We start from the raw sequence: 22,417 nt of genomic DNA, 5'->3' as shown, positions 1-22,417 counted from the left end.
GGGATGACACGGGAATTGGCGCCAAGCCCCCCACGGCCAAGATTCTTTTCACAATGGCGGAGCTTTCTCGCAACGGCCGCGTTTGGTTTTCACGGGGGTTGGTGACGGCCCCCTCCGAGACGCTTTCCAGAGGGTGCTTCATGACCGCCACGACGATCCCCGCCGACAAGGATTTCATGGGCGAACTCACCGCCCTCATCCCCCACATGCGGGCCTTTGCGCACTCCCTGTGCCGCAACGCCGTGGAAGCCGACGACCTGGCCCAGGACGCCCTGCTGCGGGCCTGGAACAACCGGGCCAGCTATCAGCCGGGCACCAACATGAAGGCCTGGACCTTCATGATCCTGCGCAACCAGTTCTATTCCGACAAGCGCCGCTCGTGGCGCTCGACCCAGCTCGATCCGGAAACCGCCGAACGCACCCTCGTGGCGGTCTCCAACCCCATGGCCACCCTGGAGCTGGACGAGGTCCGCCGGGCGCTCGCCATGCTGCCCGACGACCAGCGCGAGGCCCTGATCATGATCGGCGCCGGCGGCCTGTCCTATGAGGAAGTCGCCGAGATCTGCGGCGCCGCCATCGGCACCATCAAGAGCCGCGTCAGCCGCGCCCGCGACCGTCTGGCCCTGATCCTGGCCGAGGGCTCCTACGAGGAGGACACCATCCTGCCCTCGAGCGCCATGTCGACCCTGATGGGCACGCTGGACCGCCTCTGCGCCCCGCGCCTGGCCGCTTAGCTAAAGAGCCCCGACCCGGAGCCCTCCTAGCTCCACCGATTCAAGCCGCCGCTGCCCCGCAGCCGGCGGCTTTTTTCTGCGCCCCCTCCTGACCGTCATCCTCGGGCTTGTCCCGAGGATGACGGCTGGGTGGAATGGGATGTGGAAATGGGTGTCATCCCGGTTTCCGCGGCACGCGGAAGACCGGGACTCGCAGATCCTCCCCCAGCGCGTAGCGCGATGTGGGGGAGGTGGATCGGCGCGCAGCGACGAGACGGAGGGGGATCAACGTTGTTGACCCCTTAGACCCCAAACCAAGGGTCAAAGTCCCCCTCAGTCAGCTTCGCTGACAGCTCCCCCACGAGGGGAGCATCCAGCTGTCTAGTGCTGGCTTTCCGGCATCCGGACGATCAGGCCGTCCAGCTCCTCGGTGACCTTGATCTGGCAGGAGAGCCGGCTGTTGGGCTCCACGTTCTCGGCGAAGTCGAGCATGGATTCCTCCATGGCCGAGGACGTCCCGGTCTTGTCCTTCCAGGCCTCGTCCACATAGACGTGGCAGGTGGCGCAGGCGCAGGCGCCGCCGCAGTCGGCGTCGATGCCCGGGATATTATTCTTCACCGCGCCTTCCATCACCGTCAGGCCCGGCTTCACGTCGATGACGTGTTCGGTTCCGTTGTTCTCGATATAGGTGATCTTGGCCATTTACTCCCCTTCGCCCGCCTTAAGCGGCGACCTCTTTCATGGAAATGGATGGGTCCGCAAGCTTGTCAAGATTGACCGGCTTTCGGTTCCCGATGAGCTGGCGGCCCATCATGTATTCCGGCGGCGCGTTGACCGCCTCGACGGATTGGATCAGGTCGCCCTTCAGGTGGAAGATGGCGAACTTGCCCGACGCGGGGTCGCCCCGCACCAGGATCTTGTCGGCGTCGAAGGGCAGGCCCGCGATCTGGAGCTTCAGGTCGTACTGGTCCGACCAGTTCCAGGGGACCTCCGGGGTCGGCGCCGGCCGGCCGGTGATGGCGGCCGCGGCCTGCTTGGCCTGCTCGAGCGCGCTGGGCACGCTCTCGGGGCCGAACATCCGGTCATAGTGGGGCATGGGCCGATGGCTGACGTCGCCGATGGCGAAGATCGAGGGATCCGACGTGCGGGCCTCCAGGTCCACCACCACGCCGCGGGCGGTCTCCAGGCCGGCGTCGGCGGCCAGCTCGTCATTGGGCTTGCCGCCCACCCCCACCAGCACCACGTCGGCGGGGATGGTCCGGCCGTCGGCGAGCTTCACACCGGTGACCTTGCCGCCCGCCCCGGTCAGGCTGTCGACCCCGGCGCCCAGCTCGAATTTCACGCCCCGGGCGCGGTGATAGTCGGCGAAGAAGGTCGAGAGCGCCTCGCAGGCGCTGCGGGCCAGGATGCGGCTCTCGCGCTCGATGACCGTGGCCTCCGCCCCCAGGGCGCGGGCCGAGGCCGCCACCTCCAGGCCGATATAGCCGCCGCCGATGATGGCTAGGTGGGCGCCGGGCTTCAGGTGGGCCTTCAGCTGCTCGGCGTCGGCCGCCGTGCGCAGGGAGAGCACGCCCTCCAGCTCCGCGCCGGGAACCGGCAGCTTGTTGGGCCGCATGCCGGTGGCGATCACCAGGATGTCGTAGGCCAGGGTCGAACCGTCGGAGAGCTCGACGACCTTGTCGGCCCGCTTCAGCTTCACCGCGGCGACGCCGGGGCGGAAGTCGATCTGGTTCTCGGCGTAGAATTCCAGGGGCTTGAGCGCCAGGGAGTCGGCGTCGGCCTCCCCCTTCAGCCATGCCTTGGACAGCGGCGGCCGCTGATAGGGGGCGATGGGCTCGTCCCCCACCATGGTGATGGCGCCTTCGAAGCCGTACTGGCGCAACAGGGCCACCAGGGACCCCCCGGCATGGCCGGCCCCGAGCACCACGACATGTGCAGCCGATGAACTCATGACAGCCCCATGCAGAAAAATGACGGAGGCGTCAACTTAACGAACGCCGTTTGGATAACTCTAGAGCGTCGAAGCCTGTCGTGAAGACCGGTTCAGGCGCCCGCCATTTCCGGTTTGGCGGACCCTAGACGACCCGATCGGCCAGGGTCTTCTTGATCTCGGCGATGGCCTTGGCGGGGTTCAGGCCCTTCGGGCACACCTGGGCGCAGTTCATGATGGTGTGGCAGCGATAGAGCTTGAAGGGGTCCTCCAGGGCGTCCAGCCGCTCGCCGGTGGCCTCGTCGCGGCTGTCGATCAGCCAGCGATAGGCGTGCAGCAGGGTGGCGGGGCCGAGGTACTTGTCGCCGTTCCACCAGTAGCTGGGGCAGGAGGTCGTGCAGCAGGCGCAGAGGATGCACTCATAGAGGCCGTCCAGCTTCTCGCGGTCCTGCGGGCTCTGGATCCACTCCTTCTGCGGCTCCGGCGTGGTGGTGTGCAGCCAGGGCTCGATGGAGGCGTACTGGGCGTAGAACATGGTCAGGTCGGGGATCAGGTCCTTGACCACCGGCATGCTGGGCAGGGGGGCGATGGTGCAGTCGGCGCCGGGAACCTCGTCATGGCCGTGGGTGCAGGCGAGCGTGTTGCGGCCGCCGATGTTCATGGCGCAGGAGCCGCAGACCCCCTCGCGGCACGACCGCCGGAAGGCCAGCGTCGGGTCCATGGTGTTCTTGATGTGGATCAGGACGTCCAGGACCATGGGGCCGCAGTTGTCGACGTCCACGTCATAGGTGTCCCAGCGGGGGTTCTCGGTCCCCTCCGGGTCGTAGCGATAGACCTTGAAGGTCTTGGTCTTGCCGGACCCGGCCGGGGCCGCATGGTGGCGGCCCTTCTGGACGCGGGAGTTCTTCGGCAGGGTGAGCTGGACCATCAGACGGCTTCCTTGGCGGCCGGGCTGCGGACCCGGCGGGTGAAATCTTGGGGGCTCATGACTGGGCCTCGCGGCGGGCGAGGATCAGCACCCCGTTGTGGCCGTCGTGGTGGGTGGAGACGAGGTTCATCTCCTCCACCCCATGCTCGTTGAGCAGGCGGACGACGGCGGAAAGATCGTAGTCGAACATCATCACCAGACCCTTGGGCGGGGTCGGCGGGGTCTTGGAGCGGCGCAGGAAGGGCGGCACGAAGGCCCGCCAGCCGGTGCGCGGCGCGGGCGTCGGCGGGCCATGGCGGGCGTCGCGCCAGACCGTCAGCTGCAGGCTCAGCAGGCCGCCGGGCGCCAGGCGGTCCAGCAGGTCGCCGATCAGGCCCATGCCGCGCTCGGGCGGGATGTGCTGCAGGACGATGAAGGAGTTGATCCAGTCGAAGGGCCCGGCCGGCAGCTCGCCGACATAGGTGGCCCGCCCGCGCTTGCGGGCCTCGTTCAGCATGCCGGGCGAGATGTCGTAGCCGACCGTCTCGCCCGCATAGGCGATCATCGCCTCGGTCAGCCGCCCGGCGCCGCAGCCGAAGTCCAGGGCCCGGCCCTGCGGCCGCGCCCCGTACAGCCGCTGGAACGACTCGACCAGCCTGTCCACGTGCTCGACGCCCGAGGCGTAGAACTGCGCCAGGGCGTCCTTCGTCAGGTTCTCGGTCCGGTAGCTCGGATGCGTCAGCACGCCCCAGTAGGGCTGGGTCGCGCCCAGCTCCCGCCAGTCGGCGTCTGTGTCGCGCTGGAGCGCCTGGACCGCCATCGCCGGCTCAGTACACCCGCGCCTTGGGCGGGATGTAAGCGATGTCATTGGTCATGGTGAAGTCGTGCACCGGCCGGTAGTCGATGGCCACCTTGCCGCTGGCGTCGTCGAACCAGGTGAGCGTGTGCTTCATCCACTCCTTGTCGTTCCGATCGGGGAAGTCCTCGTGGGCGTGGGCCCCGCGGCTTTCGGTGCGGTTGTGCGCCCCGACGACGGTGGTGACCGCCTGGCCGATCAGGTTGTCCAGCTCCAGGGTCTCCATCAGGTCGGTGTTCCAGACCAGGCCCCGGTCGGTCACCTTCAGGTCGCCGCGCTTGGCCTGGACCGCGTCCAGGCGCCGGACGCCGGAGGCCAGGCTCTCGCTGGTGCGGAACACCGCGGCGTCCTCCTGCATGGACATCTGCATCTCCAGACGCAGGGCCGCCGTCGTCGTGCCGCCCGAGGCGTTCCGGAACCGGTCGAACCGGGCCAGGTGGGCGTCGGTCTCGGTCTTCTTCATCTCCGGCTGGCTCGCCCCGGCCTTGATGGTCGCCGCGGTCCGCAGCGCCGCCGAGCGGCCGAACACCACCAGGTCGATCAGGGAGTTGGACCCCAGCCGGTTGGCCCCGTGCACCGAAACGCACGCCGCCTCACCCACCGCCATCAGCCCCGGCACCACCTTGTCCGGATTATCCCCGTCTCGAGTCACGACCTCGGAGAAGAAGTTCGTCGGAATACCGCCCATGTTGTAATGCACGGTCGGAAGCACCGGAATCGGTTGTTTCGTGACGTCAACACCTGCGAAGATCTTGGCGCTTTCTGAAATCCCCGGCAGGCGCTGGTGCAGGATCTTGGGATCCAGGTGATCGAGGTGCAGGTGGATGTGGTCTTTCTTGGGACCGACGCCCCGGCCTTCGCGGATCTCGATGGTCATGGCCCGGCTGACCATGTCCCGCGGCGCCAGGTCCTTCACCGACGGCGCGTAGCGCTCCATGAAGCGCTCACCCTCGGAATTGGTCAGGTAGCCGCCCTCGCCCCGGGCGCCCTCGGTGATCAGGCAGCCGGCGCCATAGATGCCGGTGGGGTGGAACTGCACGAACTCCATGTCCTGCAGGGGCAGGCCGGCCCGCAGCACCATGCCGCCGCCGTCGCCGGTGCAGGTGTGGGCGCTGGTGGCCGAGAAATAGGCCCGGCCATAGCCGCCGGTGGCCAGGATCACCTGCTGGGCCTGGAACCGGTGCAGGGTCCCATCGTCCAGCTTCCAGGCCGTCACCCCCCGGCACACGCCCTCGTCCATGATCAGGTCGAGGGCGAAGTACTCGATGAAGAACTCCGTGTCGTGGGCCAGGGACTGCCCGTACATCGTGTGCAGCATGGCGTGGCCGGTGCGGTCGGCCGCGGCGCAGGTGCGCTGGATCGGGGCCTCGCCATAGTTGCGGGTCATGCCGCCGAAGGCGCGCTGATAGATCTTGCCCTCCGGCGTGCGGGAGAAGGGCACGCCCCAGTGCTCCAGCTCGTAGACCGCGGCCGGCGCGTTGCGGCAGAGATATTCGATGGCGTCCTGGTCGCCCAGCCAGTCCGACCCCTTGACGGTGTCGTACATGTGCCAGCGCCAGTCGTCCTCGCCCATGTTGCCGAGGCTGGCGGAGATGCCGCCCTGGGCCGCCACGGTGTGGGAACGGGTCGGGAAGACCTTGGTGATGCAGGCCGTCTTCAGGCCGGCCTGGGCGCAGCCCAGCGCCGCGCGCAGGCCGGAGCCGCCCGCGCCCACCACGACGACGTCGAACTTGTGGTCGATGAATTCGTAAGTCGCCATGGGACCGATCAAGCGCCTCCCAGCGCGACCTTGAGGATGGAGAACACCGCCAGCGATCCCGCCAGGGCGCAGACGAAGAGATTGAGCAGCAGCAGGGCCGACTTGCTCAGGGACTTGTGGATGTAGTCCTCGACGATCACCCGCATGCCCGCATGCATGTGCAGGAAGGACACCGCCGTCAGCAGCACCATCAGCACCGCGTTCACCGGATTGGCGATCCAGGCCACCGCGCCGTAATAGTCGGTGCCGGCCAGGGTGATGACCCCGAACACCGCCCACAGGACCAGGGGAACCAGGGCCACCGAGGTGACCCGCTCGGAGATCCAGTGGCCGACGCCGTGCTTGGCCGAGCCGAGGCCGCGGGCGCGGCGCAGCGGGGTGCGATAATTTTCCATCACAGGGCTCCGGTCATGGCCGCGATGGCCCAGACGGCCAGGGTCGCGGCGACGGCGAAGGCGTAGCAGGCCACGGCGCCCATATTGGCGGTGGCCAGCTTGAACCCCGCGCCCACGTCCCAGAACAGGTGCTGAACGCCCTTGGCCAGGTGGTAGAAGACCGACAGGGTCAGGCCGAACATCACCAGCTTGCCGAGCGGCGAGCCCAGCAGCTCCATGAAGGTCTGGTAGGCGTCGGGCCCGGCGGCCAGCGACATGGCCCATCCGGCGAGGATCAGGGCGCCGACATAGAGCGCGCCCCCGGTCATCCGGTGCAGGATCGACCCCACCATGGTGGCGTGCGGCCGCCAGACCTGGAGGTGCGGCGACAGCGGGCGTTCGCGAGGCCCCTGGGTGGTTTCTGTCATGGCTGTTTCCGATCGGATGAGGCGGCTCCGCTTTTAAGCGCCGGGCGCCCGGTGTCAACGAACCGCCGGGGCGGCGCCGGTCGGCGCCCAGGCGGGACGTTCATCACCACGCGCCTTGACGAGGCGTCACCAACTTCGCTGCACCCGAAGGGTGATGGCCTTTGATCCTTCGCGCAATGCGTCTTACAAGCAGCTATCCTTCGCCGGAGACGAAAGATGCGCTTCGATCTCGTGGACCTTCGGCTGTTCTGCGACGTCGTCGAGGCTGGCTCCATCACCCACGGCGCGGCCCGCAGCCGCCTGGCGCTGGCCGCCGCCTCCACCCGGGTCCGGGCCATGGAGGAGGCGATCGGCGCCGCCCTGCTGGTGCGCAGCCGCCAGGGCGTCGTCCCGACGCCCGCCGGCCAGACCCTGCTCAAGCACGCCCGCCTGATGCTGGAGCAATCGGCCCGCCTTCGGGAGGACCTGGGGGCCTTCGCCGGCGGCCTCACCGGGGAGGTCCGCCTGCTGGCCAACACCAACGCCTCCACCGAATTCCTGCCCGAGGCGCTGGGGCGTTTCCTCGCCGCCAACCCCAAGGTCCGGGTCGACCTGGAGGAGCGGCTGTCGGACGAGATCGTCGGCCTGATCGCCGAGGGGGTGGGGGACATCGGCATCGTCGCCGGCACGGTGGACGTCGGCGGCCTGGAGACCTTTCCCTTCCGCTCCGACCGTTTCGTGGTGGTGGCCCAGAAGGGGCATCCGCTGGCGGCCCAGGCCCGCGTGGCCTTCGCCGAGGTCCTGGCCTTCGATCTCGTGGGGCTGGAGCGCACCAGCGCCCTGCAACGTTTCCTGGCCGACAAGGCCGCCCGCCTGGGGGCCGGCCTCAACCTGCGGGTCCAGCTGCGCAGTTTCGACGCCGTCTGCCGGCTGGTGGAGGCCGGCGTTGGCGTGGGGGTCGTGCCCCAGTCCACCGCCGCCCGGGTCGCCCAGACCACGCCGCTCGCCGTCATCGAGCTGGAGGACGATTGGGCCGTCCGCGACCTCACCCTCTGCGTCCGCCGCTTTTCCGACCTGCGCCCCTACGCCCAGGACCTGGTGACCAGCCTGCGCGCCTAGTCCTCCGCCAGCCAGTCGGCCGAGCGCATCTCCTGCAGGCGCGAGGCGGTGCGTTCGAACTCGAAGGCGCCGTCCCCCTGCGGATAGAGCGCCATCGGCTCGGCCTCGGCCAGCACGATCAGCTTGGTGCGCGCCTCGTAGAGGGCGTCGATCAGGATCACGAAGCGCCGCGCCTCCTCGCGCCGGTTGGCCGTCAGCCTGGGCAGGTCCTCCAGGAAGACGGTGTGGAAGCGTTCGGCGAGCGCCACATAGTCGTTGGGGCCGAGCGCCACCGAGCACAGGCTGGCGAAGGAAGCCCGCACCAGGCCGCCCGAGGCGTGGGGCAGGTGGACCTTGCGGCCCAGCACCTCAAGGGTCTCGCCGATCTCCGCCTCGCCCCCCAGCATGTCGCGCCACAGGGCCAGGAAGCTGCGCTGGTTGTCGGGATCGTCGGGCGAGAACCAAACACCGGCCGCCCGCAGCCGGTCCAGGCGATAGTCGTGGCCGCCCGCCACGCTCACCACCTCCAGCCTGTTCTTGATCATCTCGATGAAGGGCAGGAAGAGCTGGCGGTTGATGCCGTCCTTGTAGAGGGCGTCGGGAACCCGGTTGGAGGTGGCCACCAGGGTCACGCCGCGGGCGAACAGGGCCTCGAACAGCCGCCCCAGGATCATGGCGTCGGCGATGTCGGTGACCTGGAATTCGTCGAAGCACAGCAGGCGCGCGCCTTCGGCCACCACATCGGCCACCGCGGGGATGGGGTCGTCGCCCCTGTGCTGGCCGAACCGAGCCTTGCGGGCGGCGGCGTCGCCGGTCCGCCAGGCGCCGATCAGCCGGTGGATCTCGCCCATGAAGACGTGGAAGTGGGTGCGGCGCTTCCTGGCGACCGGCGCGGTCTCGAAGAACAGGTCCATCAGCATGGACTTGCCCCGCCCCACCGGCCCCCAGAGATAGACCCCGCGCTGGGCCTCGGGCTTGCGGAAGAAGGCCGTCAGCCCCGAGGGCTCGCTGGCCGCCAGATCCCCCTCCAGCCGCACCAGGGCGGCCAGGCCGGCGGTCTGGGCGGGGTCGGGACGGATGACCCCCTGGGCGAGGCGGGCGTCATAGGCGGCTTGCAGGGCGGAGGCCATCGCACCCCGCCTAACCGCAGATGATCTAGATCACAACGGCGGGCGCGAAACTTCCTAGCGTGGGATCAGTTGGGATCGTGTCCAGTCCGGAAAGGAAGCCCATGTCCGACACCAACCCCGAGAAGCCCTTCATCGGCACGCCCGCGGGTGTCGACCCCCACGACTTCGAGGGCCGCGACAGCCCCCAGCTCGACTGGGGCGGATCGGAGCCCGGCGCCCTGCACGGCGCCAATCACAGCCGGCGGCCGATCAAGACCGAGGCCGAACGGGGCCAGGGGCCCAAGACGCGGCTGCGGAACAAGGAAATCGTCAGCGGCAAGCCGTTCAAGGCCTGACGGCGGCTCAGTCGGCGCCCAGCTCCTTGCGGACGAAGCGGTAGGTCTCCCGCTGCTCGCAGGCGCAGGCCCGCATCTCGCCCTTGGCGTTCCACCAGACCAGGGTGGGGTAGCGGATGCCCGTCGGATCGCTGACCGCGACGCCGTTCGCCTTCAGCAGCGGCCGCAGGTCCTCGGTCATCTTGCGGCCGGCCTCGATCACCGCGCTGCGGGCCATGTCGCCGTCGGCCGGCGGGATGCCGGGGGCGGTCCAGGCCTCGGGAACGACGGCCTCCCACTGCTCCATCAGCTCCCAGGCCCTGGGCGTCCCGTGCCGGATCCACAGCTCGGCCACCGTGGCGCGCTCCACCGGGGTGGACTTGGCGATGCCGTTCTTGTCGCGCCGGGCGATCTCGATCACCCGGGTGTCGACCCCGGCCGCGTGCAGGCCGGGGAATTCCTCTTTCTTGAACCTCAGGCAGTCGGGGCAGGTGCGGAACGAGACCATGTAGAGCTTGGTCTTGGTCAGGCCCGGCGAGCCCCAGCCGGCCTGTTCCAGGATCTTGGTGATCTCGGCCTGGTGCCTGGTGATGGTCTTGGGCCGCCAGCGCAGGTCGGTCTGCCACCAGGCATAGGCGCCGACGCCCGCCAGAACCACCACCAGGATCAGGATCGCCCAGGTCCGGAACTTCATCGCCAACTCCTAGTCAAGCCATAGGCTTATCGCCAAGCGTCCGTCCTGTCACCGCATGGTGGGGATGACGAAGGCGGAGTCCTCGCTCGCGCCCTCCGGCCAGCGGGCGGTGATGGTCTTGACCTTGGTGTAGAACTTCACCCCCTCCATCCCGTGCTGGTTGGTGTCGCCGAAGGCTGAACGCTTCCAGCCGCCGAAGGAGTGGTAGGCCACCGGCACCGGGATCGGGACGTTGATCCCCACCATGCCGACATTGACCTGGGCCGCGAACTCGCGGGCCGCCCGGCCGCTGCGGGTGAAGATGGCCACGCCGTTGCCGTACTGGTGGGCCGAGGGCAGGGCCACGGCCTCCTCGAAGGTCTCGGCGCGGACGATCTGCAGGACGGGCCCGAAGATCTCCTCGTTGTAGGTCTTCATCCCCGGCTTCACCTGGTCGAACAGGCTGGGGCCGATGAAGAAGCCCTTCTCGTAGCCCTGCATGGAGAAGCCGCGGCCGTCGACCACCAGCTCGGCGCCCTCGTCGACGCCGATCTGGATGTAGTCGGCGATCTTCTGCTTGTGGGCGGCGGTGACCACCGGGCCGTACTGGGCGGCGGCGTCGTTGGAGAGGCCGACCTTCAGGGTGTCGATCTCGGCCATCATCCGCTCGCGCAGGGCCTGGGCGGTCTTGGCGCCCACGGGCACCACCACCGGCAGGGCCATGCAGCGCTCGCCGGCCGAGCCGAAGGCCGCCCCCGACAGGTCCTTGACCACCTGGTCCAGGTCGGCGTCCGGCAGGACGATGCCGTGGTTCTTGGCCCCGCCCATGGCCTGGACCCGCTTCCCGTGCGCCGTCCCCGTCGAATAGACGTAGGAGGCGATGTCCGAGGAGCCGACGAAGCTGACGGCGGCGATGTCGGGGTGGGTGAGGATGGCGTCGACGGCGACCTTGTCGCCATGGACGACGTTCAGCACGCCCTTCAGGTCCATCCCCAGGGCCGCCCCGGCCTCCATGAACAGCTCGGCCAGCCGCACCGGCAGGGTCGGGTCCTTCTCCGAGGGCTTCAGGATGAAGGTGTTGCCCACCGCGATGGCGATCCCGAACATCCACATCGGGATCATGCCGGGGAAGTTGAACGGGGTGATGCCGGCGGCCACGCCCAGGGGCTGGCGCATGGAATAGACGTCGATCCCGGGGCCCGCGCCCTCGGTATATTCGCCCTTCAGGGCGTGGGGGATGCCGCAGGCGAACTCGATGACCTCCAGCCCCCGCTGGATGTCGCCCTTGCTGTCGGCGATGACCTTGCCGTGCTCGGAGGAGAGCAGCTCGGCCAGGTCCTGCATGCGGGCCTCGACGAGCCGCTTGAACTCGAACATCACCCGGGCCCGGCGCTGCGGATTGACCGCCGCCCAGGACCTCTGGGCCCGCACGGCGGCCTGGACGGCCAGGTCCAGCTCGGACGGGGTCGCCAGGGCCACGCGGGCCTGGACCTCGCCGGTGTTGGGATTGAAGACCTCGCCATGGCGGCCGGAGGTCCCTGCGACGGACACGCCGTCGATGAAGTGTGTGATCTCGCGCATGGCGAGCTTTTAGGACGTCGCGGCGCCGGTGGGTAGAGGCGCGAACACCGATCTCAGGCCCCGGCTGAGCGCGGCGGGGATCACCGAGGTGTGGCTCTCGCCGTCGAAGACCTGGGAGACCACCGGCAGGCCCCGGCCCGTCAGCCGCCGCGCCATCTCGGCCATGTGATCGGCCATGGGCCAGCGCGGGTCGGTCTCCAGCCCGCCCGCCGACAGGAACAGCCGGGTCGCCGGGTCGGGGTCAGACGCTGCTTCCGTCGCGAAGGCCTCGCCGTCCCGCCACCACAGGGCCGGACTGTTCGCGACGTGTCGCCGGAAGGCGCCGGGGCGGGTCAGATAGGCGTGCAGGCTGAACAGGCCCCCCAGGGAACTGCCCACCAGGGTCTGGTCGCCCGGGTCGGTGGCGTAGCGCCCGGCGATGAAGGGGCGGACCTCATGGATCAGGAAATCCAGGAAGGCCTCGCCGCCGCCGGCCGGGCCGATGTCGGGGAGGGGGCGGTCCCCCAGCTGGGCCAGCAGGGTCTCGTGGAAGGCGGGATCGAAGCTGGGGGTCAGGTCGCGGGTGCGCAGGCCGCCATAGTCGCGCCGCCGCCGCCTCGGCCCCTCCAGCTGATAGCCCACCCCCACCAGCAGGCAGGGCGGGACCCCGTCGGCGTTCTGCAGGAAGCGCAGGGCCTGGGCGGCGATCCCGAACACCGTATTGGCGTCCATCACATAGATCACTGGCAGGGGATGGTCGGGCCTCTGGCCGGCCCAGGGACTGGGCAGGGCGACATCGATCTGGAAGGTCTCGCCGATCGCCGCGCTATGCAGGGCGTGGCGATGGGTGGCCAGGATCGTCGCCGGTTCATGGTCCGTGTTCGTCATATCTTCCCCCCGGGATGGAGGCGAAGCTTCGGCGGGATGGCGGCGGCCCGCCAGACTTGAAGATCGCTCATTTCTTCCCAGGTCAGGGACAGGGGCCCAACCCCTTGCACCGGGCGCGCGGGCAAGGGCATCTTGCCCGCATGAGCGTCGCCACCGAGGCCCTGCCGGCGCGGCGGGCCTATCACGATCACATCGTCGACACCCTGATCGCCGAGCGCGCCCCCAAGCTCTCGGGCGGGGCGGTGTGGCCGCTGATCCGGCCCCTGCTCTACCGGCTGCTGGACTATCGCAAGGCCCGGACCATGGCCGACGACATCGCCCAGATGTCGGGCCGCCAGGCCCTGGAGCACGTCTCGGCCCTGCTCGACGTCAAGGTCAGCGTGCGCGGCCTGGAGCGGATTCCCGCCCGCGGACGGGTGGTGCTGATCTGCAATCACCCCACCGGCATCGCCGACGGCATCGCGGTCTATGACGCCGTCAAGGGCCTGCGCCCCGACCTCTGCTTCTACGCCAACGCCGACGCCCATCGGGTGTCGCCGGCCTTCAGCGAGGTGCTGATCCCGGTGGAATGGGTGGAGGCCAAGCGCACCCGCGAGCGCACCCGCCTGACCCTCAACCTCACCCGGGAGGCCATGGAGGCCGAGCGCGCCCTGGCGATCTTTCCGGCCGGGCGCCTGGCCCGCAAGGCCGCCGACGGGACCCTGATGGATCCCCCCTGGATGCCCAGCGCCTTCTCCATCGCCCGCAAGTACGAGGCGCCCATCGTCCCCATGCACCTGTCGGGGCCCTGGTCGACCCTGTTCCACTTCTTCAACGACTTCTCCGGCGAGCTCCGCGACATCACCCTGTTCCACGAGCTGCTGAACAAGCGGGGCCGGGCCTTCGACCTGACCGTGGGGCCCTTGATCCCCCCCGAGCGCCTCGACCCGGACGTCAACCTCGCGACCCTGGCGGTGAAGGCCTATATCGCCGGCGTCCTGCCCCACCATCCCGACCGGCCCTTCGCATGATCCGCCCGGCGGCCGGCGAGATCGCCCTGAAGGACGAGGCCGCCACCTCGGCCCTCGGCGCGGCCCTGGCGGGCGCGCTGAAGCCCGGCGAGGCCATCTGCCTGACCGGGCCCCTGGGGGCCGGCAAGTCGACCCTGGCCCGGGCCCTGATCCGGGCGCTCACCACGCCCGACGAGGACGTGCCCAGCCCCACCTTCACGCTTGTTCAGTTCTATGAGGGGGCCTCCATTTCGGTGGCCCATTTCGACCTCTACCGGCTCACCAGCCCCGACGAGGCCTATGAGATCGGCCTGGACGAGGCCCTGGAGGACGGGGCGGCCTTGATCGAGTGGCCCGAACGCCTGGAAGGTCGCCTGCCGCCCGACCGGCTTGATATAGAGATCATCCTCGAGGGGGAGGGCCGCCGCGCGCGCCTGACCCCCAGCGGCGCCTGGAAAGGACGTGGGTTTGAGTTCCGATCGTGAGGCCATCAAGTCCGCCTTCCTCGCCGCCCACGGCTGGGGGGACGCGCGCCGCGTGCCCCTGAGCGGCGACGCCTCGACCCGGGCCTATGAGCGGCTGCATCCGACCCGTGGCCCCAGCCTGATCTTCATGGACCAGCCCCCCAACGCCGAGACCGCCCCCTGCGCCCCCGAGGCCACGCCGGAGCAGCGGGCGAAGTCCGGCTACAATGCGCTGGCCCGCCTGGCCGCCGGCCGGGTGGACGCCTTCGTGGCCGTCGCCGAGTGGCTGAAGGCCCAGGGCCTGTCGGCGCCCGCCGTCCTGGCCCACGACGCCGCCCAGGGCCTGGCGGTGCTGGAGGACCTCGGCGACGACCTCTTCGCCGTCCTGATCGCCGGCGGCCAGGACGAGGCGCCCCTCTATGACGCCGCCATCGAGGGCCTGGTGAAACTGCACACGGCCACGGCGCCCAAGGTGCTCACCGCCCCGGGGATCGCCTGGCCGCTGCTGGACTATGACGAGACGGCGCTCAAGACCGCGGGCGACATCCTTCCCGAATGGCTCCCGAGGCTGAAGCCGGAGCTGGCCTTCAGCGACGCCGCGGTGGCCGAGTGGGACGCGATCTGGGCCCCGATCCGCGCCCACGGGGCGGCCGGCGCCAGCGTCTTCTGCCACCGCGACTACCACGCCGAGAACCTGATCTGGCTGCCCGAGCGCCAGGGGGCGGCCCGGGTCGGCCTGCTGGACTTCCAAGACGCTGTCCGCGCCCACCCGGCCTGGGACATGTCCATGCTGCTGCACGACGCCCGCCGGGATGTCTCGCCGCAGCGGGAGGCCGCGGCCCTGGCCTATTATTTCAAGCTCCGCCCGGACCTCGACCAGGCCCAATTCCTGGCCGACTACCACGCGCTCGGCGCCCTCAATATCGTCCGCATCCTGGGCATCTTCGCCCGCCTGGTGACCCGCGACGCCAAGCCCCGCTACGCCGCCTTCATGCCGAGGCTGTGGCGCTATCTGGACGCCTGCCTGGCCGACCCGGCGCTCGGCGACCTCAAGGCCTGGTTCGACGCCCATGTGCCCGCGGAGTCGCGGACGTGACCGCCGGTCCAGGGGATGGCGGCCCGAAGACCGCGATGGTCCTGGCCGCCGGGATCGGCAGCCGCATGCGCCCCCTCACCGACGACCGGCCCAAGGCCCTGGTGCAGGTGAAGGGCAAGGCCCTGATCGACCACGTGCTGGACCGGCTGGCCGAGGCCGGGATCGAGACGGCCGTGGTCAATGTCCACCACTTCGCCGACCAGGTGGAGGCCCACTTGGCCGGCCGCACCCATCCCCGCGTGCTCATCGTCGACGAGCGGGCCGGCCTGCTGGACTCCGGCGGCGGCATCAAGAACGCCCGCCACCTGCTCGGCGACGACCCGATCCTGGTGGCCAATATCGACTCCCTCTGGGTGGGGGGCGAGACCCCGCCCCTGGAGGCCATGAAACAGGCCTGGGATCCGGCGAAGATGGACCTGCTGGTCCTGCTGGTGCCCCGTGAGAAAGGCGTCGGACTGGAGGGCCCGCGCGGCTTCCGCATGGAGCCCGACGGGCGCATCGTCCACATGGCCGACGACGCCAATCCGGCGCCGCTGGCCAATGTCGGGTTCCAGATCATGAAGCCGCAGCTGCTGGACGATCAGCCGGAGGGCGCCTTCTCGGTCCTGCCGATCTGGTGGCGGCTGCAGGACGAGGGCCGCATCTTCGGCGTCGCCATGGACGCCTTCTGGCTGCACGTCGGCGACCCCGCCGCGCGAGACGAGGCCGAAGCGAGGCTGACGTGATCCCCCTGCTGGCTGGCGCAGGCCCCCGCTGGTTCAACATCCCGGCCCACCGGCCCTTCGTCCACGACCTGGCGCGCGGCCTGTTCGACGCGCTCTCGCCGCTGGGCCCTCAGGCCCTGTCCCAGGCCGTGGTGCTGACCCCCACCCGCCGCGGCGCCCGGGCGCTCGCCGACGCCTTCATCGCCGCCGCGGGCGGCCGCGCGGTCCTGCCGCCGCAGATCCGGCCCCTGGGCGACCTGGACGAGGGCGAGCCGCCCTTCGAGCCCGGCGAGCTGGCCATCGACCTGCCCGCGGCCATCGACCCCCTGCGCCGCCGCTTCGAGCTGATCGCCCTGGTGAAGGGCCACGAGAAGGCCCTGAACCGCGACCTCGACGCCTCGGCCGCCCTGGAGTTGGCCGACGCGCTGGGATCCTTCCTCGACAGCCTGCAGATCGAGGAGGTCAGCGCCAAGGACGGCCTGGCCGACCTGGTGAGCGCCGATCTGGCCGAGCACTGGCGGGTCAGCCGCGAATTCCTGGAGACCGCGCTGGTCGCCTGGCCCGCGCGCCTGCGCGAGCTGGGGGTGGTGGATGTCAGCCAGCGCCGGGTGGCCCTGCTGCGCGCCCTGGCCGAGGCCTGGGACCACCGGCCGCCGGAGGGGGTCCTGATCGCGGCGGGCTCCACCGGCACCGCCCCGGCCACCGCCGACCTGCTGGCGGTCATCGCCCGTGCGCCCCAGGGGGCCGTGATCCTGCCCGGCCTCGACGAGAGCCTGGCGGAGGCCGCCTGGGCCCAGGTGGGGGAACAGCATCCGCAGGGGGCCATGAAGCGGCTGCTGGCCCGCGCCGGGGCTGCGCGGGGCGACGTCGTCCTCTGGCCGGCCTCTGACACCCTCGACACCGCCGGCCGCTGGCGCCGCCGGGTGATCAACGAGGCCCTGCGGCCGGCCGAGGCGACCGCCGACTGGCTGACCGTCATCGAGACCCTGCGCGCCGAGGGCAAGGCCGAGGGGGTCGATCCCATCGCCGCGGGCCTGGAGGGCCTGTCGGTGGTCACCGCCCGGGCCGAGGAGGAGGCCGCCACCGTGGCCGCCCTGCTGCTGCGCGAGGCCCTGGAGACGCCGGGCATGACCGCGGCCCTGGTGGCGCCAGACCAGACCCTGGCCCGCCGCGTCGCCGCCAAGCTGGCCCGCTGGGGCGTCGGCGCGGACTCCTCGGCGGGCTCGGCCCTGGCCGGCTGCCGCTGTGGCGTGCTGGCCGCCCTGACAGCGCGGGCGGCCAGCGACCCGCTGGACCCCGTCACCCTGCTGGCCATCGCCAAGCACCCCTTCGTGCGCCTGGGCCTCGATCCCGAGACCCTGGACCGCCGCCGCGCGGCCCTGGAGCTGCACGGCCTGCGCGGCCCCCGCCAGACCACCTGGGAGGCCCTGGACGCCCGCCTGCGCCGCCGGATGGGCGAGCCCCGCGCCGACCTGCCGGCCCTGGAGGAGGCGCTGGCCTTCGCCGCCCAGCTCCGCGCGGTCCTCGCCCCGCTGCTGACCCCCTATGCCGGGGATGTGGCGCCCCCGGCGGCCGCCGCGCGGGCGCTGGCCCAGACCATGGAGGCCCTGGCCGCCGACGAGACGGGCGACGCGGGCGAGCTCTGGGCCGGGCACGGCGGCGAGGCCCTGGGCCGGCTGCTGTCGGGCCTGATGAGCGAGTCCGACGGCTCCCCGGCCGTCAGCCCCCGCGGCTTCGCCGACCTGCTGGCCCGCCTGATGTCCGGCGAGAGCATCCGATCCGGGGGCGCCACCCATCCGCGCCTGCGCATCCTGGGCGCCATCGAGGCCCGCCTGACCCGGGCCGACCGGCTGATCGTGGCTGGTCTGGAGGAGGGCGTCTGGCCCCAGGGGGCGACGCTCGATCCCTTCCTCTCGCGCCCCATGCGCCAAGCCCTGGGCCTGCCGCCGCCGGAGCGCCGGGTGGGCCTGGCCGCCCACGACTTCGCCCAGGCCGCCTGCGCGCCCGAGGTGATCCTGCTGCATTCCGAGCGCCGCGAGGGCGCGCCGGCCGTGAAATCCCGCTGGCTCTGGCGCCTGGAGACCCTGGCGCGCGGCGCCGGCGTCGCCCTGCCCACCCGGCCGGAGGTCCTCGACTGGGCCCGCTCCCTCGACGCGGCCGCCGACTACGCGCCCGCCAAGCGTCCCGCCCCGCGCCCGCCCGTCGCCGACCGCCCCCGCGAGATGGCCGTCACCCGCGTCGAGGCCCTGACCCGCGACCCCTACGCCGTCTGGGCCCGCGATATTCTGCGGCTCTACCCCCTCGAACGTCCCGATGAGGCGGTGGAGGCCCGCGCCCGGGGCACCGCCATCCACAAGGCCTTCGAACGGTTCGCCGAGGCCCATCCCGTGGAGGTCCCACCCGACGCGGCGGCGATCTTCGAGGCGATGTACGTCACCGCCCTGGAAGAGGCCGGCATGCCCCACGAGGCCCTGGCCCGGGAGAGCGCGCTGGCCCGCGAGGCCGCCCTGTGGGTCGCCGACCTGGAGCGCCGCAGACGCGCCGACGGCCGCACCATCCATGTGGAGCTGAAGGGCGAGCTGGAGATCATGGCCCCCGCCGGCCTGTTCAAGGTCAATGCGCGGGCCGACCGCATCGAACTGTCGCCCGACGGCTACGGCCACATCCTCGACTACAAGACCGGCAAGGCGCCGTCGCAGAAGGTGGTGGACACCGGCTTCTCGCCGCAGCTCACCCTGACGGCCGCCATCCTGGCCTATGGCGGCTTCCCCGGCCTGGGCCGCCCCATGCCCGGCGACCTCACCTATCTGGAGGTCACCGGCCGCAAGCCCGCCGGCCGCGAGGAGGTGCGCGCCGCCGCCGGAGAGGAGAGCGAGGCCGCCGCGCGGACCGCCCTGGACGGCCTGGGCAAGCTGATCGCCCGCTTCGACGACCCGGCCCAGCCCTATCTCTCGCGCAGCGCGCCGCAGTTCGTGAAGACCCACATCAGCGACTACGACCACCTGGCCCGGGTGTTCGAATGGTCCACCAGCGGCGACGAGGAGGGCGAATGACCCGGCTCGATCCGCAACGTGTCGCCGCCGATCCCGAGCTCTCGGCCTTCGTCACCGCCAACGCCGGCTCGGGCAAGACCAAGACCCTGATCGACCGGGTCGCCCGCCTGCTGCTGGCCGGCGCCGAGCCCGCCACCATCCTCTGCGTCACCTACACCAAGGCCGCCGCCGCCGAGATGCAGCGCCGGCTGTTCGGCCTCCTGGGCGACTGGTCGGTCTGCGACGACGCCAAGCTCAGCGGGGCCCTGGCCGCCCTGGAGGGCCGTCCGGTCGCCGACTACGATCACCTGCGCCTGTCAGCCGCCCGCGCCCTCTTCGCCCGCGCCCTGGAGACGCCGGGCGGCCTGAAGATCCAGACCATCCACGCCTTCTGCGAGAAGCTGCTGCGCCGCTTCCCCCTGGAGGCCGGGGTCTCGCCGGGCTTCCGGGTCATGGACGACGCCGCCTCGGCCGCCATCGCCGCGGCCGCCCGCAAGGGGGTGGCCCGTCTGGCCCTGACCGGCGAGGGGCGGGTGGCGCTGGCCTATGCCCGCTTCTCCGTGGCCCTGGACTTCCAGAGCTTCCAGGCGATGTTCGGCGCCTTCGAGAGCGCCCGCGGCCGCCTGGCCGCCTATCTGGAGCGCACCGGCGGCCTGGCCGGCGCCGTGGCCGACGTCTGGGAGGCCTGCGGCTTCCCCGATCCCGTCGATCCGGAGACCGTCGAGCTCCAGGCGGTCGCCGCCCTCAACCTGCGCAGCTGGCGCGAGGCCGCGGAAGTCCTGGCGCAGGGCGGCAAGGCCGACGCCAAGAACGCCGCGGCCCTGGCCGCGCTGGCCGCCGAGCCCAGCTTCTCGGGCGCCCTCGCCTGCCTGTTCACCGACAAGGGCGAGGGAACCCCGGCGACCTGGGTCGCCAAGACCGGCGGCCTGAAGAGCCACGAACCCCTGCGCTCAGCCCTGCTGGCCGACCAGGAGGCCCTGGAGGAGGCTCGCGCCTGGCGCCGCGCCGCCCAGGTCGCGGTGGACACCGACGGCGCCCTGACCCTGGCCGCGGCCTATCTGGCGGCCTACGACATCGAGAAGCGGTCCCAGGGCGCGCTGGACTTCGCCGACCTCATCGAGAAGACCTGCAAGCTGGTGGACAACAGCCCGGCGGCGGCCTGGGTGCTCTACAAGCTGGACGGCGGCATCGACCACATCCTGGTGGACGAGGCCCAGGACACCGCGCCGGACCAGTGGGCGATCGTCCGCGCCCTGGCCGGCGAGTTCTTCTCCGGCGCCGGGGTCCCGACGGCCACCCGCCTGGAGCGCAACATGTTCGTCGTCGGCGACGAGAAGCAGTCGATCTATTCCTTCCAGGGCGCGCGGCCCGAGCTGCTGATCCAGGAGTTCGAGTTCCACAAGGACCGCGCCACCGGCGCCGGCTTCCGCTTCGAGCGGGTGGACCTGCTGGACTCGTGGCGCTCCACCCCGCAGGTGCTGGCCTATGTCGACGCCACCTTCTCCCCCCCGGAACTGGCCTCGGCCATCCTGCCCCGGGCGCTGGCCGAGCCCATCGTCCACCAGCCCCGCCGGGTGGACCACGCCGGCTGCGTGGACATCTGGCCCCTGGAGCGGGAAGAGAAGGGCGACGTCCGCGAGGCCTGGGACGCCCCCCTCGACCAGGAGACCCAGGGCTCCGCCAACAAGCGCCTGGCCGCCCGCATCGCCGGCGAGATCGCCGCCCTCCTGGCCCGCGGCGACGGGGTGTTCGACAAGGAGACCCGCGTCTGGCGTCCCGCCCGCCCCGGCGATGTCCTGATCCTGGTGCGCCGCCGCAAGGCCCTGTTCGAGGAGATCCTGCGGGCGCTCAAGCACGCCAAGATCCCCGTCGCCGGCGCCGACCGCCTGGCCCTCTCCGAGCACATCGTCTTCGACGACCTGGTGGCGGTGGCCCGCTTCGCCCTGTTCCCGGCCGACGACCTGACCCTGGCCGCCCTGCTGCGCAGCCCCTTCTGCGACCTCTCCGACGAGGACCTCTACGACCTGGCCAGGCCGCGGGGGAAGGCCAGCCTCTGGGCGACCCTCACCGCCCGGGCCGAGGAGCGCCCGGTCTGGCGGGAGGCCCACGCCCTGCTGGCCGGCCTGCTGGAGGAGGCCCGCGAGCGGCGGCCCTTCGAGCTCTACGCCCGCCTGCTGGGGACCCGCGACGCCCAGGGCCGCGCCATGCGCCAGCGCCTGCTGCGGCGCCTGGGGAGCGAGGCGCAGGACGCCCTGGACGAGTTCCTGGCCCAGGTCCTGGCCGCCGAGGGCCGGGGGATCGAGGACCTGGAGAGCCTGGCCGCCGCCTTCGCCAGCCTGGACATCACCGTCAAACGCGAGATGGAGGCCGGTCGCGACGAGGTCCGGGTGATGACCGCCCACGGCGCCAAGGGCCTGGAGGCGCCCATCGTCTTCCTGCCCGAGACCACGCTCAGCCGCGGCGCGCGCGGCACGCCCCTGCTGGAGACCGAAGCCGGCGGCTTCCTCTGGTGCGCGGCGGCCAAGGCCGACTGCGAGGCCTCCGCCGCCGCCCGCGAGCGCCGCGCCGCCCGCGAGGAGGACGAGGCCTACCGCCTGCTCTATGTGGCCCTCACCCGGGCCCGCGACCGCCTGGTGCTCTGCGGCCGGGTCGCCGCCAACGCCAGGGAGGAGAATCTCAAGGGCTGGTGGGGGGCGCTGACGGCCGCCTTCGACCATGCTGAGATCAACCCCCATAAGCGCGTCGTTCGCCAGGGGGAGCTGGAATTCCTGCGCTTCGGCCCCGATCCCCAGGCCCTGGGCCAGGCCACGGACCTGGCCGCCGCCGCGGCCCCCGCCCCAGCTTGGACGCAGGCCCAGGCGCTCACCGAGCCCCACGCCCGCTACGCCTCCCCCTCCCAGCTCGGCGAGGACGCCGCCGCGCCCGCCGCCTCGCCCCTGGCCGCCGTGGCCGGCCTGGGCCGCTTCCGGCGCGGCGACCTGATCCACCGCCTGCTGCAGATCCTGCCCGACCTGCCCCTGGAGGGTCGCCCCGCCGCCGCCCTGCGCCTGCTGGCCCGGGAGCGGGACCTCACCGAGGCCCAGCGCGCCGAGATGACCGCCGCGGCCCTCGGCGTCCTGAACGATCCCCGCTTCGCCGAGGTGTTCGGCCCCGGCAGCCGCGCGGAGGTGGCGCTCGCCGGAACCGCCGCCCGCCTGCCGGCCGGCCTGGCCATCTCGGGGCGAATCGACCGCCTCGTCGTCCTGCCCGATCGGGTGCTGGTGGCCGATTTCAAGACCAACCGGCCCTCGCCGGCCCGCATCGAGGACGCCGACCCGGCCTATCTGCGGCAGATGGCGATCTACGCCGCCGTGCTCGCCGAAGTCTTTCCCCAGCACGCGATCGAGGCCGCCCTTGTGTGGACCGACGGCCCCAAGCTGATGGCGATCCCAGAAATACTTATCGGCCAAACCCTTGCCGAGCTCGGGCGCGCCGGTTGATACCAGGACAGGCGCCGCCTATGTGGCGGATCGAACATCGCGGC

General features: G+C 71.2%; 20 protein-coding genes. 9 read left to right on the top strand and 11 right to left on the bottom strand.

The features are described from left to right. The first annotated feature begins 140 nt into the window (after positions 1 to 140). Complete coding sequence (locus tag AC1RN5_RS17490) at positions 141 to 734, top strand: sigma-70 family RNA polymerase sigma factor (RefSeq protein ID WP_493042409.1); 594 nt, start codon at positions 141 to 143, stop codon at positions 732 to 734. 360 nt (positions 735 to 1,094) lie between these two features. On the opposite strand, the gene AC1RN5_RS17485 is transcribed toward AC1RN5_RS17490, so the two are convergent. The 7 genes from AC1RN5_RS17485 to sdhC form a co-directional block, all read right to left on the bottom strand. Continuing rightward, on the bottom strand, positions 1,095 to 1,415 hold the full coding sequence (locus AC1RN5_RS17485; protein ID WP_493042408.1) for a 2Fe-2S iron-sulfur cluster-binding protein: 321 nt from the start codon (positions 1,413 to 1,415) through the stop codon (positions 1,095 to 1,097). A gap of 19 nt (positions 1,416 to 1,434) precedes the next feature. Continuing rightward, entirely contained in the window at positions 1,435 to 2,664 is a 1,230-nt protein-coding gene (locus AC1RN5_RS17480) for an NAD(P)/FAD-dependent oxidoreductase (protein WP_493042407.1), read from the bottom strand. A gap of 124 nt (positions 2,665 to 2,788) precedes the next feature. After that, a complete protein-coding gene (locus AC1RN5_RS17475) occupies positions 2,789 to 3,571 on the bottom strand; it encodes a succinate dehydrogenase iron-sulfur subunit (RefSeq protein ID WP_493042406.1) in 783 nt (260 codons plus the stop codon). A gap of 55 nt (positions 3,572 to 3,626) precedes the next feature. Then, the gene (locus AC1RN5_RS17470) at positions 3,627 to 4,370 is read right to left on the bottom strand and encodes a class I SAM-dependent methyltransferase (RefSeq protein WP_493042405.1); all 744 of its coding nucleotides are present in this window, start codon (positions 4,368 to 4,370) and stop codon (positions 3,627 to 3,629) included. A 7-nt stretch (positions 4,371 to 4,377) separates the two neighbouring features. Further along, entirely contained in the window at positions 4,378 to 6,165 is a 1,788-nt protein-coding gene (sdhA, locus tag AC1RN5_RS17465; RefSeq protein ID WP_493042404.1) for a succinate dehydrogenase flavoprotein subunit, read from the bottom strand. A gap of 8 nt (positions 6,166 to 6,173) precedes the next feature. Further along, the gene (gene sdhD, locus AC1RN5_RS17460) at positions 6,174 to 6,560 is read right to left on the bottom strand and encodes a succinate dehydrogenase, hydrophobic membrane anchor protein (protein WP_421933921.1); all 387 of its coding nucleotides are present in this window, start codon (positions 6,558 to 6,560) and stop codon (positions 6,174 to 6,176) included. After that, complete coding sequence (sdhC, locus tag AC1RN5_RS17455) at positions 6,560 to 6,967, bottom strand: succinate dehydrogenase, cytochrome b556 subunit (RefSeq protein ID WP_493042403.1); 408 nt, start codon at positions 6,965 to 6,967, stop codon at positions 6,560 to 6,562. The genes sdhD and sdhC overlap by 1 nt, the downstream gene beginning before the upstream one ends. Before the next feature lie 216 nt (positions 6,968 to 7,183). On the opposite strand from sdhC, the gene AC1RN5_RS17450 reads away from it, so the two are divergent. Further along, positions 7,184 to 8,065 (top strand): LysR family transcriptional regulator, encoded by an 882-nt coding sequence (locus AC1RN5_RS17450; protein ID WP_493042402.1) that lies wholly within the window; start codon positions 7,184 to 7,186, stop codon positions 8,063 to 8,065. Here AC1RN5_RS17450 and zapE read toward each other — a convergent pair. Beyond that, positions 8,062 to 9,174, bottom strand: coding sequence for a cell division protein ZapE (gene zapE, locus AC1RN5_RS17445; protein WP_493042401.1), 1,113 nt, complete (start codon positions 9,172 to 9,174; stop codon positions 8,062 to 8,064). The genes AC1RN5_RS17450 and zapE overlap by 4 nt on opposite strands. A 101-nt stretch (positions 9,175 to 9,275) precedes the next feature. Here zapE and AC1RN5_RS17440 point away from each other — a divergent pair, with 101 nt between their 5' ends. Beyond that, positions 9,276 to 9,509 (top strand): hypothetical protein, encoded by a 234-nt coding sequence (locus AC1RN5_RS17440; protein ID WP_493042400.1) that lies wholly within the window; start codon positions 9,276 to 9,278, stop codon positions 9,507 to 9,509. Positions 9,510 to 9,516: 7 nt separating this feature from the next. On the opposite strand, the gene AC1RN5_RS17435 is transcribed toward AC1RN5_RS17440, so the two are convergent. From AC1RN5_RS17435 to AC1RN5_RS17425, 3 genes are read right to left on the bottom strand one after another with little or no spacing between them, the layout of a single operon-like run. Continuing rightward, entirely contained in the window at positions 9,517 to 10,182 is a 666-nt protein-coding gene (locus AC1RN5_RS17435) for a hypothetical protein (protein WP_493042399.1), read from the bottom strand. Positions 10,183 to 10,230: 48 nt separating this feature from the next. After that, on the bottom strand, positions 10,231 to 11,742 hold the full coding sequence (locus tag AC1RN5_RS17430; protein WP_493042398.1) for a CoA-acylating methylmalonate-semialdehyde dehydrogenase: 1,512 nt from the start codon (positions 11,740 to 11,742) through the stop codon (positions 10,231 to 10,233). 9 nt (positions 11,743 to 11,751) lie between these two features. Further along, positions 11,752 to 12,609 (bottom strand): alpha/beta hydrolase, encoded by an 858-nt coding sequence (locus tag AC1RN5_RS17425; RefSeq protein ID WP_493042397.1) that lies wholly within the window; start codon positions 12,607 to 12,609, stop codon positions 11,752 to 11,754. 140 nt (positions 12,610 to 12,749) lie between these two features. Here AC1RN5_RS17425 and AC1RN5_RS17420 point away from each other — a divergent pair, with 140 nt between their 5' ends. The 6 genes from AC1RN5_RS17420 to addA are packed head-to-tail and all read left to right on the top strand — an operon-like array spanning position 12,750 to position 22,373. After that, positions 12,750 to 13,619, top strand: coding sequence for a GNAT family N-acetyltransferase (locus AC1RN5_RS17420; RefSeq protein WP_493042396.1), 870 nt, complete (start codon positions 12,750 to 12,752; stop codon positions 13,617 to 13,619). After that, complete coding sequence (tsaE, locus tag AC1RN5_RS17415) at positions 13,616 to 14,083, top strand: tRNA (adenosine(37)-N6)-threonylcarbamoyltransferase complex ATPase subunit type 1 TsaE (RefSeq protein WP_493042395.1); 468 nt, start codon at positions 13,616 to 13,618, stop codon at positions 14,081 to 14,083. Before AC1RN5_RS17420 ends, tsaE begins: the two co-directional genes overlap by 4 nt. Continuing rightward, positions 14,061 to 15,158 carry an N-acetylmuramate/N-acetylglucosamine kinase AmgK gene (gene amgK / locus AC1RN5_RS17410; RefSeq protein ID WP_493042394.1) on the top strand — a complete coding sequence of 366 codons (1,098 nt, stop codon included), beginning with the start codon at positions 14,061 to 14,063 and terminating at the stop codon, positions 15,156 to 15,158. The genes tsaE and amgK overlap by 23 nt, the downstream gene beginning before the upstream one ends. Next, complete coding sequence (locus AC1RN5_RS17405; RefSeq protein WP_493042393.1) at positions 15,155 to 15,883, top strand: nucleotidyltransferase family protein; 729 nt, start codon at positions 15,155 to 15,157, stop codon at positions 15,881 to 15,883. Before amgK ends, AC1RN5_RS17405 begins: the two co-directional genes overlap by 4 nt. After that, the gene (gene addB / locus AC1RN5_RS17400) at positions 15,880 to 18,915 is read left to right on the top strand and encodes a double-strand break repair protein AddB (RefSeq protein WP_493042392.1); all 3,036 of its coding nucleotides are present in this window, start codon (positions 15,880 to 15,882) and stop codon (positions 18,913 to 18,915) included. Before AC1RN5_RS17405 ends, addB begins: the two co-directional genes overlap by 4 nt. Beyond that, on the top strand, positions 18,912 to 22,373 hold the full coding sequence (addA, locus tag AC1RN5_RS17395; protein ID WP_493042391.1) for a double-strand break repair helicase AddA: 3,462 nt from the start codon (positions 18,912 to 18,914) through the stop codon (positions 22,371 to 22,373). The genes addB and addA overlap by 4 nt, the downstream gene beginning before the upstream one ends. The last annotated feature ends 44 nt before the right edge of the window (positions 22,374 to 22,417 follow it).

Source organism: Phenylobacterium sp. GW821-FHT12F10 (genome assembly GCF_058806695.1).
The sequence above is the reverse complement of the archived record's forward strand: the minus strand, read 5'-3'. Positions and strand labels throughout refer to the sequence as shown.

Excerpts from the sequence above, each read along its gene's own strand:
- sdhA (WP_493042404.1), bottom strand. The coding sequence starts at position 6,165 with ATGGCGACTTACGAATTCATCGACCACAAGTTCGACGTCGTCGTGGTG.
- AC1RN5_RS17430 (WP_493042398.1), bottom strand. The coding sequence starts at position 11,742 with ATGCGCGAGATCACACACTTCATCGACGGCGTGTCCGTCGCAGGGACC.
- AC1RN5_RS17475 (WP_493042406.1), bottom strand. The coding sequence starts at position 3,571 with ATGGTCCAGCTCACCCTGCCGAAGAACTCCCGCGTCCAGAAGGGCCGC.
- sdhD (WP_421933921.1), bottom strand. The coding sequence starts at position 6,560 with ATGGAAAATTATCGCACCCCGCTGCGCCGCGCCCGCGGCCTCGGCTCG.
- AC1RN5_RS17435 (WP_493042399.1), bottom strand. The coding sequence starts at position 10,182 with ATGAAGTTCCGGACCTGGGCGATCCTGATCCTGGTGGTGGTTCTGGCG.
- AC1RN5_RS17470 (WP_493042405.1), bottom strand. The coding sequence starts at position 4,370 with ATGGCGGTCCAGGCGCTCCAGCGCGACACAGACGCCGACTGGCGGGAG.
- zapE (WP_493042401.1), bottom strand. The coding sequence starts at position 9,174 with ATGGCCTCCGCCCTGCAAGCCGCCTATGACGCCCGCCTCGCCCAGGGG.
- AC1RN5_RS17450 (WP_493042402.1), top strand. The coding sequence starts at position 7,184 with ATGCGCTTCGATCTCGTGGACCTTCGGCTGTTCTGCGACGTCGTCGAG.
- AC1RN5_RS17425 (WP_493042397.1), bottom strand. The coding sequence starts at position 12,609 with ATGACGAACACGGACCATGAACCGGCGACGATCCTGGCCACCCATCGC.
- sdhC (WP_493042403.1), bottom strand. The coding sequence starts at position 6,967 with ATGACAGAAACCACCCAGGGGCCTCGCGAACGCCCGCTGTCGCCGCAC.
- tsaE (WP_493042395.1), top strand. The coding sequence starts at position 13,616 with ATGATCCGCCCGGCGGCCGGCGAGATCGCCCTGAAGGACGAGGCCGCC.
- addA (WP_493042391.1), top strand. The coding sequence starts at position 18,912 with ATGACCCGGCTCGATCCGCAACGTGTCGCCGCCGATCCCGAGCTCTCG.
- AC1RN5_RS17420 (WP_493042396.1), top strand. The coding sequence starts at position 12,750 with ATGAGCGTCGCCACCGAGGCCCTGCCGGCGCGGCGGGCCTATCACGAT.
- AC1RN5_RS17490 (WP_493042409.1), top strand. The coding sequence starts at position 141 with ATGACCGCCACGACGATCCCCGCCGACAAGGATTTCATGGGCGAACTC.
- AC1RN5_RS17440 (WP_493042400.1), top strand. The coding sequence starts at position 9,276 with ATGTCCGACACCAACCCCGAGAAGCCCTTCATCGGCACGCCCGCGGGT.
- AC1RN5_RS17480 (WP_493042407.1), bottom strand. The coding sequence starts at position 2,664 with ATGAGTTCATCGGCTGCACATGTCGTGGTGCTCGGGGCCGGCCATGCC.
- AC1RN5_RS17485 (WP_493042408.1), bottom strand. The coding sequence starts at position 1,415 with ATGGCCAAGATCACCTATATCGAGAACAACGGAACCGAACACGTCATC.